General features: G+C 61.6%; 17 protein-coding genes, 2 pseudogenes and 1 other annotated feature. Of the genes and pseudogenes, 12 read left to right on the top strand and 7 right to left on the bottom strand.

All coding sequences use genetic code 11. The features are described from left to right. The first annotated feature begins 15 nt into the window (after window positions 1–15). Window positions 16–171, top strand: a complete 156-nt coding sequence (locus tag QRN67_RS00895) for a hypothetical protein (RefSeq protein ID WP_285409868.1) — start codon at window positions 16–18, stop codon at window positions 169–171. On the opposite strand, the gene QRN67_RS00890 is transcribed toward QRN67_RS00895, so the two are convergent. From QRN67_RS00890 to QRN67_RS00875, 4 genes are all read right to left on the bottom strand, one after another. Continuing rightward, window positions 168–1421 carry a porin gene (locus QRN67_RS00890; protein WP_285410143.1) on the bottom strand — a complete coding sequence of 418 codons (1254 nt, stop codon included), beginning with the start codon at window positions 1419–1421 and terminating at the stop codon, window positions 168–170. The genes QRN67_RS00895 and QRN67_RS00890 overlap by 4 nt on opposite strands. A 91-nt stretch (window positions 1422–1512) precedes the next feature. Further along, window positions 1513–2277: an alpha/beta fold hydrolase gene (locus tag QRN67_RS00885; RefSeq protein ID WP_285409866.1), complete on the bottom strand. Its 765-nt coding sequence runs from the start codon at window positions 2275–2277 to the stop codon at window positions 1513–1515. 31 nt (window positions 2278–2308) lie between these two features. Then, a complete protein-coding gene (locus tag QRN67_RS00880; protein ID WP_285409864.1) occupies window positions 2309–2782 on the bottom strand; it encodes a VOC family protein in 474 nt (157 codons plus the stop codon). 57 nt (window positions 2783–2839) lie between these two features. Continuing rightward, window positions 2840–3817, bottom strand: coding sequence for a tripartite tricarboxylate transporter substrate binding protein (locus QRN67_RS00875; RefSeq protein ID WP_285409862.1), 978 nt, complete (start codon window positions 3815–3817; stop codon window positions 2840–2842). A 120-nt stretch (window positions 3818–3937) separates the two neighbouring features. Between QRN67_RS00875 and QRN67_RS00870 the strand changes: the two genes are divergently transcribed. Further along, complete coding sequence (locus tag QRN67_RS00870) at window positions 3938–4861, top strand: LysR family transcriptional regulator (protein WP_285409860.1); 924 nt, start codon at window positions 3938–3940, stop codon at window positions 4859–4861. Window positions 4862–4899: 38 nt separating this feature from the next. Here QRN67_RS00870 and QRN67_RS00865 read toward each other — a convergent pair whose 3' ends face one another. Beyond that, entirely contained in the window at window positions 4900–5781 is an 882-nt protein-coding gene (locus tag QRN67_RS00865) for an amidohydrolase family protein (RefSeq protein ID WP_285409858.1), read from the bottom strand. 193 nt (window positions 5782–5974) lie between these two features. Here QRN67_RS00865 and QRN67_RS00860 point away from each other — a divergent pair, with 193 nt between their 5' ends. The 9 genes from QRN67_RS00860 to QRN67_RS00820 all read left to right on the top strand — a co-directional run bounded on the left by QRN67_RS00860 (window position 5975) and on the right by QRN67_RS00820 (window position 14259). Then, window positions 5975–6898, top strand: coding sequence for a dihydrodipicolinate synthase family protein (locus tag QRN67_RS00860; protein ID WP_285409856.1), 924 nt, complete (start codon window positions 5975–5977; stop codon window positions 6896–6898). Window positions 6899–6995: 97 nt separating this feature from the next. After that, a complete protein-coding gene (locus QRN67_RS00855) occupies window positions 6996–7736 on the top strand; it encodes a hypothetical protein (RefSeq protein WP_285409855.1) in 741 nt (246 codons plus the stop codon). Window positions 7737–7749: 13 nt separating this feature from the next. Further along, window positions 7750–8727, top strand: a complete 978-nt coding sequence (locus QRN67_RS00850) for a Bug family tripartite tricarboxylate transporter substrate binding protein (protein WP_285409854.1) — start codon at window positions 7750–7752, stop codon at window positions 8725–8727. Between the two features lie 38 nt (window positions 8728–8765). After that, window positions 8766–9764, top strand: a complete 999-nt coding sequence (locus QRN67_RS00845; RefSeq protein WP_285409852.1) for a quinone oxidoreductase family protein — start codon at window positions 8766–8768, stop codon at window positions 9762–9764. A 219-nt stretch (window positions 9765–9983) separates the two neighbouring features. Next, on the top strand, window positions 9984–10349 hold the full coding sequence (locus tag QRN67_RS00840) for a hypothetical protein (protein ID WP_285409851.1): 366 nt from the start codon (window positions 9984–9986) through the stop codon (window positions 10347–10349). Between the two features lie 167 nt (window positions 10350–10516). Further along, window positions 10517–11197 (top strand): cupin domain-containing protein, encoded by a 681-nt coding sequence (locus tag QRN67_RS00835; RefSeq protein WP_285409849.1) that lies wholly within the window; start codon window positions 10517–10519, stop codon window positions 11195–11197. Window positions 11198–11358: 161 nt separating this feature from the next. Next, entirely contained in the window at window positions 11359–11547 is a 189-nt protein-coding gene (locus tag QRN67_RS00830) for a hypothetical protein (RefSeq protein WP_285409848.1), read from the top strand. Between the two features lie 25 nt (window positions 11548–11572). Continuing rightward, window positions 11573–12031 (top strand): (2Fe-2S)-binding protein, encoded by a 459-nt coding sequence (locus tag QRN67_RS00825; protein ID WP_285409846.1) that lies wholly within the window; start codon window positions 11573–11575, stop codon window positions 12029–12031. Continuing rightward, complete coding sequence (locus QRN67_RS00820) at window positions 12031–14259, top strand: xanthine dehydrogenase family protein molybdopterin-binding subunit (RefSeq protein ID WP_285409845.1); 2229 nt, start codon at window positions 12031–12033, stop codon at window positions 14257–14259. The genes QRN67_RS00825 and QRN67_RS00820 overlap by 1 nt, the downstream gene beginning before the upstream one ends. A gap of 44 nt (window positions 14260–14303) precedes the next feature. Here QRN67_RS00820 and QRN67_RS33285 read toward each other — a convergent pair. Then, window positions 14304–14826: pseudogene (locus QRN67_RS33285) on the bottom strand (IS3 family transposase); the annotation flags it as partial. Window positions 14827–15011: 185 nt separating this feature from the next. After that, on the bottom strand, window positions 15012–15452 hold the full coding sequence (locus QRN67_RS00805) for a c-type cytochrome (protein ID WP_503010802.1): 441 nt from the start codon (window positions 15450–15452) through the stop codon (window positions 15012–15014). A gap of 105 nt (window positions 15453–15557) precedes the next feature. Between QRN67_RS00805 and QRN67_RS00800 the strand changes: the two are divergent. Beyond that, window positions 15558–16541: pseudogene (locus tag QRN67_RS00800) on the top strand (IS3 family transposase); the annotation flags it as partial. Beyond that, window positions 15836–15952 (top strand) — a sequence feature (AL1L pseudoknot). Its footprint overlaps the pseudogene before it by 117 nt.

The raw sequence follows: 16541 nt of genomic DNA, 5'->3' as shown, positions 1-16541 counted from the left end.
TCCCCTGGCTATGCGGTGAAGCTGGCCGACCACGCGCGCATCGGCTGGCACCGCGCGGAGACGCCCCGCATCGATCACGAGGTCTCGCTCGTGCAGCGCGCCGGCGTTCGCTCTCGCACGCCGGCGCAAGGCTTCGTCGGCTTCGTCCTCGCGGCGCCCGCGGCGGGCTAGAACGCGTGGCGGATACCGAAATCGTAGCCCGTCGAGGTCTTCGGCGTGAACACACCGGCGCTGATGAACGACGCACCGCCCACTGTCAGGGCAGCACCGTTCTTGTTGCTGACGCGGGCGAAGGTCGCATACAGCGCCGTACGCCTGGAAAGATTGTGCACATAGCCGAGGCTGAGCTTGCCGGTTTTAGGATCGGGCAACGGCACCAAGACCGTGGGCGCCGCGTCAGTGTCGTAACTGACGCGTGAATAGGTGGCGCGGATGAGGCCAGGTCCCACCGGAATGGTCGCACCGATCAGGTAGCCCTTGAGGTCGGTGTCCGGCAACGGAAAGAGCGGCGCGGTGGCGTAGTCCCGCGTCTTGCTCACGCGGGACAGTTCGCCAAACAGCTTGACGATGCCGAAGTCGTACGAGGCGCCCAGGTTGAGCGTCCTCACGTTGTCGGTGGTGCCCGCGAAATAGTCGTCCCCCGCCGTGCTGCTGCCATAGGCGAGTGCGATGTCCAGGGAACCGTTGAGATAGCCGACGCGCCCCCCCACGTAGCGGCCGGTGCGGCGGCTTGCGACGGCGCCGGTGCTGACCTGGCCGGTGAGCGGGTTCACGCCCGGCGGCGTGGCGGTGCCCGGGTCGTAGCTGTTGTTCTCGTGCAGCGCGTACATGACCTGCCCATAGAACCCACCCAGATTGGGTGGCAGGAAGTAGCCGATCGAGTTGTTCGCACGCAGGTAGTTGGCATTGCCGCCGAAACCACCGGCACCGCCAGTGGTGTTGAAAAGGCTGGCTGCGGAGATCAGGTTGGCGCCGACACCGACTGCGCCATAGGGGTCGAACACCGTGTCGTTCCAGAAGGTGGGTGTGAAGTCGCGCCCCAGGCGAATTTCGCCAAAGCCGCCCATGAGGCTCACGGTCGAACGCCGACTGAAGTTGGCGAGGCCGGTTGCGCCGTCGTCGTTGGTGATGGGGCTTTCGAGCCAGAAGCCGGCTGCAAGTCCGCCGCCCAGATCCTCGGTGCCGCGGAAGCCCAGGCGGCTGTTGTTGTATGCCGAGTTCGCCAGCGTCCTTCGGCTCACGGTGCGCGAGCCCTGGTTGACGTAGAACGGCGATGCCGGCGTTGCGAAGTTCCGATCTTCCGACTTGCTGGCGTACTGGCTGATCGAGGCATCGACGACACCGAAGATCGTGACGGATGACTGCGCGCACGCCGCCCCGGCCGAGCCGAGGGCGAGCATGCCGAGCATTGAGCGTTTCAGTCTGCCGCACTGGCATTCATGGGGATTGGGCTTCACGTTGTCTCCTGTTTTTTTTTGTGATGCGTTTGTGTCAGGTTCCCTTGAGGAGAACTCACTTCATCAAGAAATCCAGCACGAGTTTGTTGTAGGCGTCCGGCGCTTCGAAGAACAACAGGTGGCCGGCGTTGGGGATGATGTGAAACTTGGAGCCTGGCACGGCTTCGCGGATTTTCTCCAGCGCACTGTTGGCGCCGTTGTCATCCTCGCCCCCGATCAGCAGCACGGGAGTCTTGGCGCCGACGATGGCGTCCAGATCGAACTTGTGAGCGCGCAGCTCGGGCAGGCGCTTCATGTCGAACTGGTGATTCAGCTGCGCCAGTGATTCGAAGAGGAAGCGCAGCACGGGATGCCGCTGCGGAAAGCCGTCCTGCTCGATGGAGAGCGTCGAGAACTCCGCGTAGTTCTTGACGTTGGCCATCGCCTGTTTGAAGGCATCGGCGTGCGGCACGGGGAAAAAACCGCCGCCGCTGCAACTGAGAATCAACGCCGTCACCCGCTCCGGATGGCGTGACGCGAATCCGCCGATCGTCACCCCGCCCATCGACTGGCCGGCAAGGGCGGCCTTCTTGATGGCCAGATGGTCAATCAAACCTTCTAGATCGTCGATGAAAGCCGCTGGGCCAAGATTGTTGGTGTCCTTCGAGAACCCAAAGCCGCGGTGATCGAACGTGATCACCTGGAAGTGCTGCGACAACGCCGGAACCTGTTGCCACCAGTGCAAGTGGTTGCTGCCAATGCCGTGCGACAACACCAGCGGGGGCCCCTCGCCGTGCACTTCGTAATAGAGATCGATGCCGTTGACTTTCGCGAATGCCATGCTGCGTGCCTGATGTTGGTGAATGAAAAAACTAGCGCTGGTAGCTGAGAGGCTCGTCACTGTCGTGGCGGCCTTCCGAGAAAAGTTGGCGCGCATTGGGGCGCTCCCAAACGATCTCGACCTGGTTTCCATCGGGGTCCAGGAAATACACGCTTCGCTGGCTGCCATGGTCGAGCGCACGCATGATCTTCACGCCGGCGTTTTGCAGCTCAAAGTAAGCCTCCTTGAGCTGTTCTTCCGTTTCGACGGCAAATGCGAAGTGCTTGACCCCCAGGCCAAGCATCGCCCCTTCGACGCCTGAGCTGGGCGGCGATGCGGAAGGGTCATCGCTCGGAAAGATGTCGAGCGTGTTGCCGTATTCGCCAATCGACAGGAACACGCCGCCATGCTCGGGGTCTTGTTCGAGCAGCTTGAATCCCAGCAGATCCATGTAAAACTTTTTAGATACCTCCAGATCGCGAACGGCGATCAACAGGTGGCCAAGGCGTTGAAGTTTGATAGGCATAAGAGTGTCGAACTATGGTGGAAAGAGGGGTTTGAAGGCCGAAGCGAGCAACTCAGTTCATCGCGGTTTGGAAGGGTGGGCATCTGTCATCACCAGGGCATACTCCTTACGGACGAAGGCTTTCACTTCATCGAGTTGCATGACCTCGGGCTCCACGCCCAGGGTGGTGAATACTTTCTTGATCTCCGCCGTTTGCATCGCCGTGCTGTAGGCCTTGTTCAGCTCCTGCTGAAAAGCGAGCGGCGTCTTTGCTGGCACCAGCACTGCAAGCCAGGATTCGTAGCTCGAGTTGGGCACCGTCTCGGCCGTGGTCGGCACTTGCGGCAGCATGCTGCTGCGTTTGGACGTGCTTACCGCCAACGCCCGGAGACGACCGCTCTGGATGAACGGTCCGGCCACCGACACTGGCGCAAACGCGAAATCGATCCGGCCGCCAAGAACTTGATTGAGAGATTCAGGCGATCCCTTGAATGGCACATGGATCAGCTCCAGATTTGCCGCCGTGCGCACGCGCTCAGCCGAGTGGAAGGTGCTCGACCCGAGTCCTGCAGAGGCATACGACACCGTGCCCGGTGCGGCCGCGGCTTTCTTGACGATGTCTGCCAGCGACTGGTAAGGCGACGACGCGTCCACCACCAGCACGTTCGCACCGCGGCTGACCATTGCCACGGGAATGACGTCCTGCATCGGATCGAACTTGTGCTGCGGGAATTCGACGGGGAACAGCAGAAACGAGTTACCGAAGACGCCGATCGTGTCGCCATTAGGTTCGGCGGCTGCCAGTGCCGCTGCGGCAATGCTGCCGCCAGCGCCAACCTTGTTCTCAATAATGAGCGGGCGGCCCAGGACCTTTTGCGCTGCCACACTGGCGGCGCGTGCGCCAATGTCGGCGCTGCTGCCGGCGCTGGTGGGGACCAGCACTTTCACCAGACGCCCGGTCTGCGCCGAAGCCAAGCCAGGCATGCAGCCGAACAATGCGGTCAGAAACGCGTTTTGAACGATCAGTCGCCGCGAGATACGAGTTTGGTTTGTCATGTGGGTCTGTCCCCTAAATATTGGTGTTATCGGTGTGCCGTTGACCGTGGCTATTCTTGTCTCCACAATAGACATCCACTAGATGTCAAAGCTATTCGCTCGATCACTCTCGGATATCACTTGAAACTACATCAACTTAGGGATGTCATCGCGGTGGCCGACCTCGGCGGCCTGCGCGCAGCGGCCAGGCACCTGAACATCGCCCAATCCGCAATCACCAAGAGCGTTCGCCAGCTGGAGAAAGAACTGGACGTGCCGCTGTTCGAGCGCCACAAGCGGGGCGCCGTGCTCACGCCGATGGGCGCGCTGTTCGTGCAGCGTGCTCGCGCTGCGGCCGGCGAGCTGGAGCGCGCGCAGGAAGAAATCAGCCAGCACCGCGGTGCTGGCGTCGGCCGGGTGACCGTCAGCCTGTCGACGGTGCCGCACATGGCCTTGTTGCCTTCGGTCATCGCGCCATTTAGCTTGAGGTACCCTGAGATCAAGCTCACGGTGCTTGAGTCTCTGGGGTTTCACAGCGTCGAAGCCCAGATGCGCACCGGCGCAATCGACGCTTACATCGGGGTTTCGCCAGAATCGAAGATCTCGACGGAGTACCAGGTCGAATCGCTATTCACCAACCGGCGTTATGTCGTTGGCCGCAGCGGCAATCTTCACTCAGGCGCGGGGTCCTTGCACGACTTGGTCGACGCGCATTGGATCGTCTCCAGCACGGCAACTGTCAACAGCAGCTTTGCCGCGCTATTCAAGCAATACCACGCCAAATTGCCGGCGCGTATCACGTTTGCTGGAAGCATTCACAGCCAGCTGATCTTTCTTCTGAACACGGACATGCTCATGGTCGCGCCGCGCCAGGTGCTGGAATTCGCACCTTACGTGGGGCGTCTCGTGCGAATCCCTATCAAGGAGGAACTGGACGCGCCAGCGATGGTGATGATCACGCGCACCGCGCTGCCGCTGACACCTGCAGCCGAACACTTCTGCGATTTGATCAGGCGCGCCGCAGCGCAACAAGGCAGCGCTGAAAGCACCCGCAACGCAGGCTGAAAACAAAACGGAGGCGGCCTCACCGAGGCAACGGCGACTCACCAGCCGTACAGCATCGCCGGGTTGTCTACCAGGATACGCGCGAGCAGGCGGGCATCGCCACCGCAGTGTTGATACAGCGCATTCAAAATCGCGCCGGGATCCTGCGGCTTGTCCATCACGTGCGGCCAATCTGAGCCCCACAACAGGCGTTGGGGAACCCGCGCGATCAATTGTTTGGCGAGATACTCTGCCCTCGCCTGGCCCCGCCCCGGTCCGTAGCGGTACAGGCCCGACAACTTGAACCACACCGGCCCACTCTCCACGGCGTCCAGGAACGCCGCGCATTGCGCATCGGGCACCTGGTCCACGCCCAGGTAGCCCATATGGGCGAAAGAAAGGGGACAAGGCAGCGCACCGAACGAATCGGCCAACCCGCAGGCGATGCCGCCCGGCACGTATAAGTCCACACTCCAGCCCAACCGCGCCGCCAACTCGCATTTGGCAAGCACCTCGACCTTGATCTCCTCCAGCGTGCGCCCAATTGCCGCCAGCCTGAAGAGGTCGACGCGAAGGCCACGCACTCCGACCGCATGCCACTCGCTCAACTGTGCCAACGACACGCCGGCACCAATCATCACGACGCCACGTGCGTTGGGCGTTTGCGCCAGCGCATCCAGCAGGCACAGATTGTCCGTGCCGTAGAAGCTGGGCTGCACGAACACCGCGCGTTGCAACCCCAGGACGGCTACCACCCGCCGGTAGTCCGCCAGCGATGCAGGCGGACACGTGTAGCGGGCGGCGGCATCGGCCGGGTATCGCGCGGGGGGGCCGAAGACGTGCATGTGCGCATCGCAAGCGCCGACCGGCAGCGTCCAAGCAGGGCGTTCGAGGGCATCGGCGGGAATGGGCATTTGACTGGGAAAGTATTCGGACTGCATGGCGTAGTTGATTTGAGGTCGAAAGACCATAGCGATAACCGCCAGTGCTGCATAGATGTGCTTCCTGTCCCGTTGATCGTTATCGAGCCGCGGACAACCGGCCAACCTGTTCAGTGATCACCGCGACAAAACTGGGGTCTGCCCGATACCGTGCACCCAACAGCACAATTTGCGCAATCCCAACGAGAATCCAATGAACCAGAGCAACAGCAATAAAGCGCGACTTCGAGGGGTACTGGCCCCGGTGGTCACCCCGTTCAACCCCGATTTCGGAATCGACTACGGCCTGTTCATCGCGCATTGCAAGGCACTTGTTGCCGACGGCGCGGGGCTTGCCGTGTTCGGCACCAATTCCGAGGCCGCATCGATCTCACCGTGCGAACGCATGGCGGCGCTCGAGCAACTGTTGCAAGCTGGTATCCCTGCAGACCGCCTGATGCCGGGCACTGGATGCTGCTCCATCGAGGAAACCGTCGCGCTGACCAGCCATGCCATTTCCCTAGGCGTGCGCAGTGTGCTTGTGCTGCCGCCATTCTTTTACAAAGAGGTAGATCAGGCCGGTCTGTTGCAGTATTACGGCACCGTCATCGATAGGCTCGGCGGCGCTTCAGTGGCGCTGTATCTGTACAACATCCCGCAATACACCCAGGTCCCGATCACCGAGGGACTGATCGACGCACTGCTGCAGCACTACCCGGAATGCATCGCCGGTCTGAAGGACTCTTCGGGGGACTGGGCCAACACGTCCCGCATGCTGGAGCGCTTTGCGCCGCAGGGCTTCGACGTGTTCTGCGCGAGCGAGATATTCCTGAGCCAGACACTGGCGCTGGGTGGCGCCGGCTGCATCAGCGCTACCGCCAATGTCAATGCTCGCGGGATCCGTGCCGTCATCGACGGCGCTGCCAGGGATGCTGCTGCAGCCGAGTCTGCGCAACGGTCGGCCACCGAGATCCGCAAGGTGTTCCAGTCGCGGCCGATGATTTCCGCGATGAAGCATTTCCTGTCGCTGCGTTACCGTCAGCCAGCATGGCAAACGGTCAAGCCGCCTTTGTCGCAATTGAAAGGCGAGTCCAAAGATGCACTGATCCGCGAATTGACGGAGATTGGGTTTAGCTGACGGCCAGGTTGTGTCGCGTTCAGAAATCGGGCACCTTGCCAAACCGATGGGCGTGTGCCTGTTGTGATGAATACTTTTCGGGCCAGTCAAAGACCCTATGCGACCCTTTTCCCAAGCGCCTTCGGACGCATCACCCTCCCTCGAAAAGCTGGTCGGATCCGGCGTCGACGTAAGGACAATCCTGAGTTTTTATGTCGCACCGAAACTGCTGCACGACATGCTGCCGCCCGGTTGGGAGTTGGATTCGCCGGCACCCGGCCCACTGGGCGATGCAAATCTGCGCGTGACTTTCGTCGACCAATTGCAGGCCAGCGTGCCAGGTGCCAGCGCGCAAGAGCCGATCCGATACGTACTGTTCTCGATACCGATGCGCAAGGCCGACCCCGCGACGAAGGCCACGCTGCTGTTCACCGGCCTGTCCACGGGCGGCAAAGGACCTTATGAGGTCAATGCAAAAGCCACTGCGCTTGTTGAGCGCAAGTCCGTTTCGAGTATTGGCGGCACGCGCACAGAAAGCGCCACCTGGAAGTTTCGATCTGACGACGGCATCTCCGCATCGCTGGACATCGAGTACCTGCCCGGTGCGGTACAGCGCGAGCAGGCCGAAGCTCGGACTTATTCAGCCGCCAAATCCGGCTTCCACCGCATCTATCGATACGACCAATGCATCGATGTCATCTCCGGCCCACAGCGCTCCGCGCGCTTGAAGGAGATCGACTTCCGCGCAGCTGGCGGCGTGCTGTCTTCGCTATTCGACGGCAACGAGCAGCTGATCAGCGTGGCCTCGGTGCTTTGGTTCGCGCGCCAGGTCTTCCTGCCAGTGGCAAGTAACACATGACGAGAACGAACTCATGACGAGATCGGACAAATGGCTGGCCGTGGTCGTGCTAGCCCAGGCCCTGACGACGAGCCTGCATGCCCAACCTGCTTACCCGGCAGGTCCGATCACGATTGTGGTCCCGATGGCGGCAGGCGGCACTTCCGACATGGTTGCGCGGGTACTGGCCAGGAGCATGCAAGACAGCCTGAAGCAGCCGGTGATCATTTCCAACAGGGCCGGCGCAACCGGGCTGATCGGGTCGAAGGCGGTTCAAAGGTCCAAGCCCGATGGCTATACCTTATTGTTTACGGGTGTCAGCACGCTGGTAACCAGCGCGATGCTGCAAAACCCGGTGCCCTTCGACGCGGTCAAGGACTTCAGCCCCGTTGCGCGCGCCGTGGACTACCCATTGTTCATCATGACCGGCTCGGGAAACAAAGCCAGGAACCTGCAGCAATTGGTTGAAGAAGCAAAGCAAAAAAGCGGTGGCCTGACGCAGGCAACACCGGGGGTCGGGTCAATCTCACACCTCGCCTGCGAAGCCTTCTCGTCGGCCGCCGGTGTCTCGCTGCGCGTGATTCCGTACAACAGCACCAGGGCAGCCAAGCAGGCCTTGCTGAGCAATGAAACGGATGTGGGCTGTATGTCGGAAGAAGGAGTCGCAGCATTCGTGGCCGATGGCAGGATCCGTCTGATCGCGGCGCTGTCGCCCAACCGCGATGCCGGATCTCCGAACGTGCCCACTGCCATCGAAGCGGGCTATCCGGGCCTGACCGCCAGTGTGTGGCAAGGTCTGTTTGCGCCCAAGGGCACGCCAGTCGAGGTGATCAACAAGCTGCACCATAGTCTGCAGTCGGCACTACGCACAACAGAGATGGTCGAATTTGCGCGCGCGCAATCGCTGCGCATCATCAATGAAGAATCTGCAGAAGCGGAGTCCGGCGTACGCGCAGACCAGGAGAAGTGGGCCAGGGTCATCAAGGAAAAGAACATCGTTCTCAAGGATTGATGGTCCTGCCCGCCAACGCCCAAAAAAAGGAGTCGTGATTGAAAGCTGTCCAACTGTTTGAGACCGGTGGTCCTGAAGTTCTGAACTACGTTGACATTCCGACCCCCACCGCCGGCCCCGGCGAAGTGGTGGTCAAGTCGGAATTCATCGGCGTCGGCAACCCCGAGATATCCGTTCGCAAAGGCACGTATCCGTGGATGCCGCCCTTGCCTGCGGTGCCGGGCATCGAAATGGCAGGTCGCATCGCGGCCATCGGTGAGGGCGTGACCAGGTTGGCCATCGGCGATAAGGTTTTCGTCACCGCGCGCGAATTGCCGGTGCGCGGCGGCTGTTATGCGGAGTTCGTAAAGGCCTCGGCCAACGCAGTCTACAAACTGCCCGAGGGCGTCGACCTGGATGCCGCGGCGTGCTTGTGCAACTACCAGGTGGCCTGGCACCTGCTGCGCAGCGCAGTGCCCGGCGCCGTTTACGACACGGTCCTGGTGTGGGCTGCCGCCGGTGGCGTTGGCACCGCAATCACGCAACTCGCCAAACTTGCAGGCCATACCGTCATTGGCATCGCCAACGGCAAGGCGCGCGCGGATTTTGTGCTGCAGCAAGGCGCCGACCACTGCATCGATCGGGGCCAGCATCGTGATCTCAAGGGGGCCGTGTTCGACCTGACCGGCGGCAAAGGCGTCGACCTCATCCTCGATCCCGTGGGCGGAAACGACTTTCACCTCAACTTCGACCTGCTTGCCAACTTCGGCACGGTGGTGAGCTACGGAACCCTGGCCGGGCCCGTTGGTGACCTGAGTGTTCAGACAATGCGTAAACGCAGCGGCGCGTCCATCGGATTACGCTTCTTCTCGATGCATAGTCTGGACAAGGCGCCCGCATTGCGGCGCGCGGCGATGGACGAGCTGATTCCGCTGCTCGAAGCGAGAAAGATCAGCCCGCCGATCTTCGAGTGCATACCGCTCAGCGAAGTGCGGCGCGCGCATGTGCTGTTCGAAAGTGGGATGGCTTCTGGAAAAATCCTGTTGAAGCCGGAATGAGCCGCGGCGCCGTCCAACTCCGAGCGGAGAGGCTTCTTCGAGAAAATCGCTAGGACTCAGGCGGTGGGAACCCCCGTACGAGGATCCGGCGAAGCTCGACGACCGGCTCGCCGCGATGGACGAGCCAGGGCCTCGATACCCAGGCGCTGAGCAGCACCGGCTTCTGGTGATACGAGATCAAGGATCGCAGCCTTGCCCGCGCGGTGTGCGCCACGCAAAATGAAGGGCTCTTCGACGGCGTCTTCGATCATCATGCGCGCCTCAAGATGTGCGCCTCGCACGCGGACAGCTCCCCTCCCCTCCTACTTCCAGCGGACCGACGTCGCATACGACGTCCGCGGCTACGCCAACTGCGCGAACATGAAGCGGCGGCGCGAATACCTGCGCTCGCAGATCCGTACTGACACGACAAGAAGGCCTTCACCACCTCGTGGCGGCGCCAGCCAGATCGTCTACGGCACGGACAACCCGTTCAACTGGCCGGTAAAGGTGGACGTGGTGCTGAACGCTCCGCTCCTCAACAACGCCGTAAAAGAACAGGTCCTGGCCGGCAACTTGATGAAGCTGTCGAGGATTACGTCGTAAAGCGAAGGCTTGGGCGGCAAAGGCTCATGCTCCAGGTCACGAGTGCTGCCCACGGGCTTGACGTTGCCGGTCGCGACTGGTTGGCCAAGCGCCATGAATAGTGATCACCAGAAGGAATCGCAAGGACGACACTGCTATCTGGTGTAACGCTCAACTCTCCAACAGACTTGGTCCTGCAATCCGCATCTGATCAAAAATTCATGGGCGAGACAAATATGCGTCGGGTTCTTAAAGTTCAATTTGGAAAAGCAGTCCTGTTGACCGCCATTGGTTTGGCACAGGCAATCGCATTTTCGCAGACACCGCCGTCCGCACAGTCGCAGGAATCAAATGCGATACGCCGCGTCGTGACCAAGCTCGACGAAAGCGGAAGAGCCGTGGTGATGTTCGACGACAAGCTCATGCTGTCGAGACCGCGCCCCCCGAATTCCAACCTTGATCTCTGGGCGACGGAGAAAAGTCCTGCCGATTTTTCGTGGACCGAGGATAGAGCGAAACTGATCAAGGGATTCAGCCCGCCCAAAGGAGGCACTTCGCTCCGCGTTGTCGAATTCCCACCGGTAGCGCCCGGAATCGACAAGCTCGATCTCAATACCATCATGAACATGGTTGGTGCGGATGTGCCGGCCAAAGGCCGTCCATCCAGGCATCCGTTGATGCACCGCACTCGCACGGTCGACTACGCCATCGTTCTGTCGGGTGAGATTTCCATGATGCTCGACGAAACAGAGGTTCTTCTGAAGGCAGGCGACTTCGTCGTCCAACAGGCGACCAATCACGCTTGGATTAACCGAGGCAAGGTACCGTGCCGAATTGCATTTGTGTTGATGGATTCCGAGGAACCCTGATTGAAGCGGTGATCACCAACAGGAATCGCTAGGACGACACTGCTATCTGGTGTAGCGCTCTTCTCTCCGAGAGACTCGCAGCCGTAGACCGCACGGTACTTGGCCCCGAGCCCCGTAGTCCGAAACGTCGACGATCACTACGAAGAACTACAGGAGACCCATTGAAACGAATCGCAATTTCACTGTCCATGCTGATGCCTGGTCTGCCTGCACTTTCTCAATCATCCGTCACCACCTACTCGACCACCAAGAACAAATGGGCTGCCAGCTTCGCGGCCGCTGGCTCGCCAAGCGGGGTTGCCGGGCGGTCCTCCAGCGGCCTGCAAATGGGCGTCACTCACCGCTTCTAGACCCCCAATCACGAAGGAAAATCAGATGGCGATCAGTCTCAAAATCAATGGCCGCACGGTACGCGTCGACGTACCGTCGGACGTGCGCCTGCTCTGGGTGCTTCGCGAGGAGTTGAAGCTCACGGGAACCAAGTTCGGCTGCGGCGCGGGCATGTGCGGCGCATGCACGGTACATCTCGACGGAGAGCGCATGTTCTCCTGTCAAGTGCCGATTTCGGAGGTCAAGGGCCGGGCGATCACGACGATCGAAGGCCTGTCCGCGGGCAAGCCCCACCCGCTGCAGGTAGCCTGGATCGAGGAGCAGGTTCCGCAGTGCGGCTACTGCCAGTCTGGGCAGATCATGAGCGCCGCGGCTCTGCTCGCGAAAACGCCCAAGCCGTCTCGGGGCGAGATCGTCGACCACATGAGCGCCCATATTTGTCGTTGCGGGACCTATCCCCAGGTCGTCCGCGCCATCGAGCGCGTGATCGAGAGGGGCGCGTGATGAGTGCCCAATTGCCTTTGGCGCATTGCGGCGTCCGTCGCCGCCAGTTCATGCAAGGCGCCGCGGGTTTGACCTTTGCGTCCATTGCCGACATTCCGGCGGCGCTGGCGGCAAACCTCGAGCAGGATGCATCGAGCAAAACCGGCGCGCCGGCCAAGACCGTGAATGCCTACGTCAGCCTCGCTCGCGATGGGCGCGTCTTCATTCAGTCGCCGGCCACGGAAATGGGACAGGGAAGCTTGACGTCACTGCCGGTGATGATTGCCGAGGAAATGGACGCCGACTGGGAGCGAGTGGTCATCCTGCCGGCACCGGCGAGCGACGCGATCTACGGCAACCCCCTGCGATTGCAGCTGCAATACACCGCGGGTTCGGCGGCCGTTTGGGGCTATTTCTTGCACCTGAGGAAATTCGGGGCACAGGTTCGACACGTCCTCCTCGACAATGTGGCCCGCCGCTGGGGCGTGCCGCTGTCCGAACTCAGAACGGAGCCCGGTTTCGTGCTTCTGCGCGACGGCAGCCGCCGCATCGGCTATGGCGATATCGTGGAGTTCCTCGAGCTGCCCACGACAGCGCCCGAGATCAAACCCGAACAACTGAAGTCGCCTTCCGCATTCAGGCTGATCGGGCGCAAGGACGTCGGGCGGGTGGACGTACCGTCTAAGGTCAACGGAACCGCACAGTACAGTATCGACGTCCAGCTGCCAAGCATGCTATACGCTGCCATCTCGCGATCCCCGGTCGAGGGATCCGGCCCGCTCGAGGTGGACGACAGGGCTGCGCGCAAGATGAAAGGCGTGGTTGATGTCGTGCGCCTGCCGTTCGGTGTCGGGGTGATCGCGGACAAGCCCTGGACGGCCACAAAGGCTCGCGATTCACTGAAGATCAAGTGGCGGCGCGAGGGGCGGGCCTGGGGGTTGGACAGCGGCACCCAGATGGACGCATACGCGAAGCAGGCGGCAGACCTGGCGACCGCGGGAAAGCCCTGGACCAAGGATCAGGCGGGCAACGCCATTGCCGCCTTGGCCAGTGCGGCCATGGTCCTTCAACGGGAGTACCGCTGCGACTACGCCTACCACGGGCAGATGGAACCGTTGAACGTGGTGGCTTCAGTGTCCGCCAACGGATCGAAATGCGAAGTCTGGGCGGGGACGCAGTCGCAGACGATGGCGGTAAAGGCGGTCGCCGAGGCCTTGGGCATTGCGCCGCAAGCCGTGACACTGCACTCGATGCTCATGGGCGGGGCGTTCGGGCGTCGCGGCAATCGCGACATGGAATTCGTGATCGACGGCGTCCTCCTGTCCAAGGCCGTGGGCCGGCCCGTCAAGTGCATCTGGACCCGCGAAGACGATGTGAAGAATGGCCGCTTCCGACCGATGTCGGTGCACGTACTGCGAGCGGGCTTGGATGACTCACGACGCCTGACCGCCTGGCACCACCGCATAGCGTGCGACGAGGTCATGCCCTTCATGGACCCTGTCCGCTACAAGCTGAACGGTGGCAACGACGCCATCGCCATCCTGGGCTCCGAACTGAAGACCTATGACATCCCAAACCGGGGCGCGGAACACCTGGCGCAGAAGACAGGCGTGCGCACCTCGCCCTTGCGCGGCGTCGGCTACGGCCCCACCACGTTCGCCAACGAAGGGTTGCTGGACGAGGTGGCCGAGCACCTGAAGATGGATCCGGTAGCCCTGCGCCTTCAACTGCTTGCCAAGGCGCCCCGCGCTCGGGCGGTCATCGAGGATGTGGTGGCACGCTCGAAATACGGCACCGCCGGCGCACCGCCGGGCTTGGGACTTGCTTACCTCAACTATGCCGGAACTGAGATCGCACTGGTGGCCGAAGTGGCCGTCGATTCCGGCAACGGACTTGTCGTGAAGAACATCTGGGCAACGCTGGATTGCGGCATCCCCGTGCAGCCTGGCAATGTCATCGCGCAAAGCACCGGCTCGATCGTCTATGGATTGGGCCTGGCACTGTCCGAGCGCATCACGCTGCAGGACGGCGTCGTTCAACAGTCCAACTTCTACGACTATCTTGTCCCGCGCATGCGCGACGTACCCCCTATTCATTGCGAGGTAATCTCGACGGACACCGCGCCAACCGGCGCCGGTCAGATGACGACCCCGCTCGTGGCGCCAGCCATCGCGTCCGCCTTCCACAAGCTCACAGGGCGCCGGTTGCGGCACATGCCATTCACCCCCGAACGGGTGCGCGCGGCGTAGTGCGCGCGGGCCGCTTGGGCTGGTTGACCTGCCCCCTTCCACCATAACGAGGAAGTCCGGGCTCCAGGCAGCCTGCGGCGCTTACGACGGGCCTGCAGGTTCGACGCCTTCATCAGCCGCGCAACCCGGTGACACCACAATGCTCACCAGCCGCTCCAAGGTCGCCTCGTACGCGTGGACTGCCATAAGTGCGATCGCTGAGATCGAAGCTCTCGCAGATGCTGCGTGTAAGGCGCGCGTCGGTCTGGTCGCGCTCGCTCGGCGCTTGGCCGAACCATTCGTAGAACCTGCGGGCCGAAAGGCTCATCACCCGGCACATGACCCGTGTGGGCCACACGCCGCGATGGCGAACGATGAAGGTGTACTTCACTATGAGTCCTTTGCAAAGTAGCCGAGCGCTTTTTTCAGAAAGTCGCGCTTCGTCGTGACTCGGAGAAGCTCTCGTTGCAGGCGCTCGGCCTCAGATGCTGACTCGCTGCGCAGCGGCTTGTCCGGCCGCATGTCGAGCACGCCGCCGTGCTTCTGACTGACCCAGCGCTTGAGCACGCTCTGCTCAATCCCGCAGTCTCATAGACCTCCTTGAAGTTCGTCCAACTCTTAGGTGCCAGCTCAAATGCGGAGCGGTTCACCATGCTTTGAACCCTCTTCGCCATCGACCTGTCCATGGTTCACAAAGCGAGGTAGCCTACACAACAGCCGGGATTGCACCAGACCCGCCAAAAGCGACCACTTGGCAGCCGCAGTATCCGACTCTATTTGAGCGAGAGGATCCAGGTCGCAAGTCTGCGCGCCTCAGACTCGCTGACTTGCGGGTTGGCCGGCATGGGGACGGTGCCCCAAGTTCCGCCAGCGCCCTTGAGTACCTTTATTGCGAGTTGGTCCATTGATCCCCTGTCGTCCTTGTATTTGGCAGCAATGTCTTTGAAGGAAGGACCAACCACCTTGGCTTGCACAGAGTGGCAGGCCATGCAATTCTTGGCCTGTGCGAGAGCCTGTTCGGACTGCGCGTGGGCAGAGCCCATCAGGCCGAGAAGGGCGAGCGAAAGCGATGATCTATTCATTTTTGGATGTGCGACAAATGAGGCAAGTGGAACAAGACCGTGCGGCCGTGCGTTCTGAGAGATAGGTTCGACTCCAAGCTTGGTTACTTCATACAAATGCTCCTTTCGCCGTGGAGCTTGACGAACTGCCACGTACCTTCTGCCGACATACATCTAACGTCCACCTCATTGGTTATCAGCGGCTCTTTGAATCGCCCCGGATTTTGTGGAGGCTCAACACTCTGAGAGGATTGAGCCATGAAGAAGTCGAACAAGTTCTCACCCGAGGTGCGTGAGCGCGCGGTGAGGATGGTGCAGGAGCACCGTGGGGAGTACCCATCGTTATGGGCTGCGATCGAATCGATTGCACCGAAGATCGGCTGCGTGCCGCAGACGCTGCACGAGTGGGTCAAGCGCGACGAGGTCGACAACGGCGTTCGCGAAGGCGTGACGACCAGCGAGGCGCAGCGGATGAAGGAGCTCGAGCGCGAGGTCAAGGAGCTGCGCAGGGCCAATGAGATCCTGAAGCTGGCGAGCGCGTTTTTCGCCCAGGCGGAGCTCGACCGCCGGCTGAAGTCCTGAAGGACTTCATCGACAAGCATCGCGACACCTTCGGGGTCGAGCCGATCTGCAAGGTCTTGCAGGTCGCCCCGTCGGGCTATCGGCGACACGCCGCGTTGCTGCGCGAGCCGCACAGACGCTGCGCCAGGGCGCAACGCGACGATGCCCTCATGCCGGCGATACAGCGCGTCTGGCAGGCCAACATGCAGGTCTATGGCGCTGACAAGGTCTGGAGGCAACTGGCACGCGAAGGCACGGCTGTGGCCCGCTGCACAGTCGAGCGGCTGATGCGGCGCCTGGGACTGCGAGGCGTGATGCGCGGCAAGGTGATGAAGACCACGATCAGCGATGCCAGAGCACCATGCCCGCTGGATCGGGTCAACCGCCAGTTCCGCGCGCAGCGTCCGAACCAACTGTGGGTCAGCGATTTCACCTACGTGTCCACGTGGCAGGGCTGGCTGTACGTGGCCTTCGTGATCGATGTGTTCGCCCGGCGCATCGTGGGCTGGCGGGTCAGCAGTTCGATGCGCACGGACTTCGTGCTCGATGCCTTGGAGCAAGCGCTCTACGAGCGCCAACCCGAGCGCGATGGCAGCTTGATTTGCCACTCGGATCGCGGCTCGCAAGGCGGATTCAACCGGTCGTCGCAACACCGGGTTCTCGAACGGATTTTAGGTATTC

Source organism: Variovorax sp. efr-133-TYG-130 (genome assembly GCF_030208835.1).
Classification (GTDB): domain Bacteria; phylum Pseudomonadota; class Gammaproteobacteria; order Burkholderiales; family Burkholderiaceae_C; genus Variovorax.
The sequence above is the reverse complement of the archived record's forward strand: the minus strand, read 5'-3'. Positions and strand labels throughout refer to the sequence as shown.

Bases quoted from the DNA above. Each gene is read 5' to 3' on its own strand.
- QRN67_RS00885 (WP_285409866.1), bottom strand. From the start codon at position 2,277: ATGGCATTCGCGAAAGTCAACGGCATCGATCTCTATTACGAAGTGCAC.
- QRN67_RS00880 (WP_285409864.1), bottom strand. From the start codon at position 2,782: ATGCCTATCAAACTTCAACGCCTTGGCCACCTGTTGATCGCCGTTCGC.
- QRN67_RS00875 (WP_285409862.1), bottom strand. From the start codon at position 3,817: ATGACAAACCAAACTCGTATCTCGCGGCGACTGATCGTTCAAAACGCG.
- QRN67_RS00865 (WP_285409858.1), bottom strand. From the start codon at position 5,781: ATGCAGTCCGAATACTTTCCCAGTCAAATGCCCATTCCCGCCGATGCC.
- QRN67_RS00860 (WP_285409856.1), top strand. From the start codon at position 5,975: ATGAACCAGAGCAACAGCAATAAAGCGCGACTTCGAGGGGTACTGGCC.
- QRN67_RS00855 (WP_285409855.1), top strand. From the start codon at position 6,996: ATGCGACCCTTTTCCCAAGCGCCTTCGGACGCATCACCCTCCCTCGAA.
- QRN67_RS00850 (WP_285409854.1), top strand. From the start codon at position 7,750: ATGACGAGATCGGACAAATGGCTGGCCGTGGTCGTGCTAGCCCAGGCC.
- QRN67_RS00840 (WP_285409851.1), top strand. From the start codon at position 9,984: ATGAAGGGCTCTTCGACGGCGTCTTCGATCATCATGCGCGCCTCAAGA.
- QRN67_RS00825 (WP_285409846.1), top strand. From the start codon at position 11,573: ATGGCGATCAGTCTCAAAATCAATGGCCGCACGGTACGCGTCGACGTA.
- QRN67_RS00820 (WP_285409845.1), top strand. From the start codon at position 12,031: ATGAGTGCCCAATTGCCTTTGGCGCATTGCGGCGTCCGTCGCCGCCAG.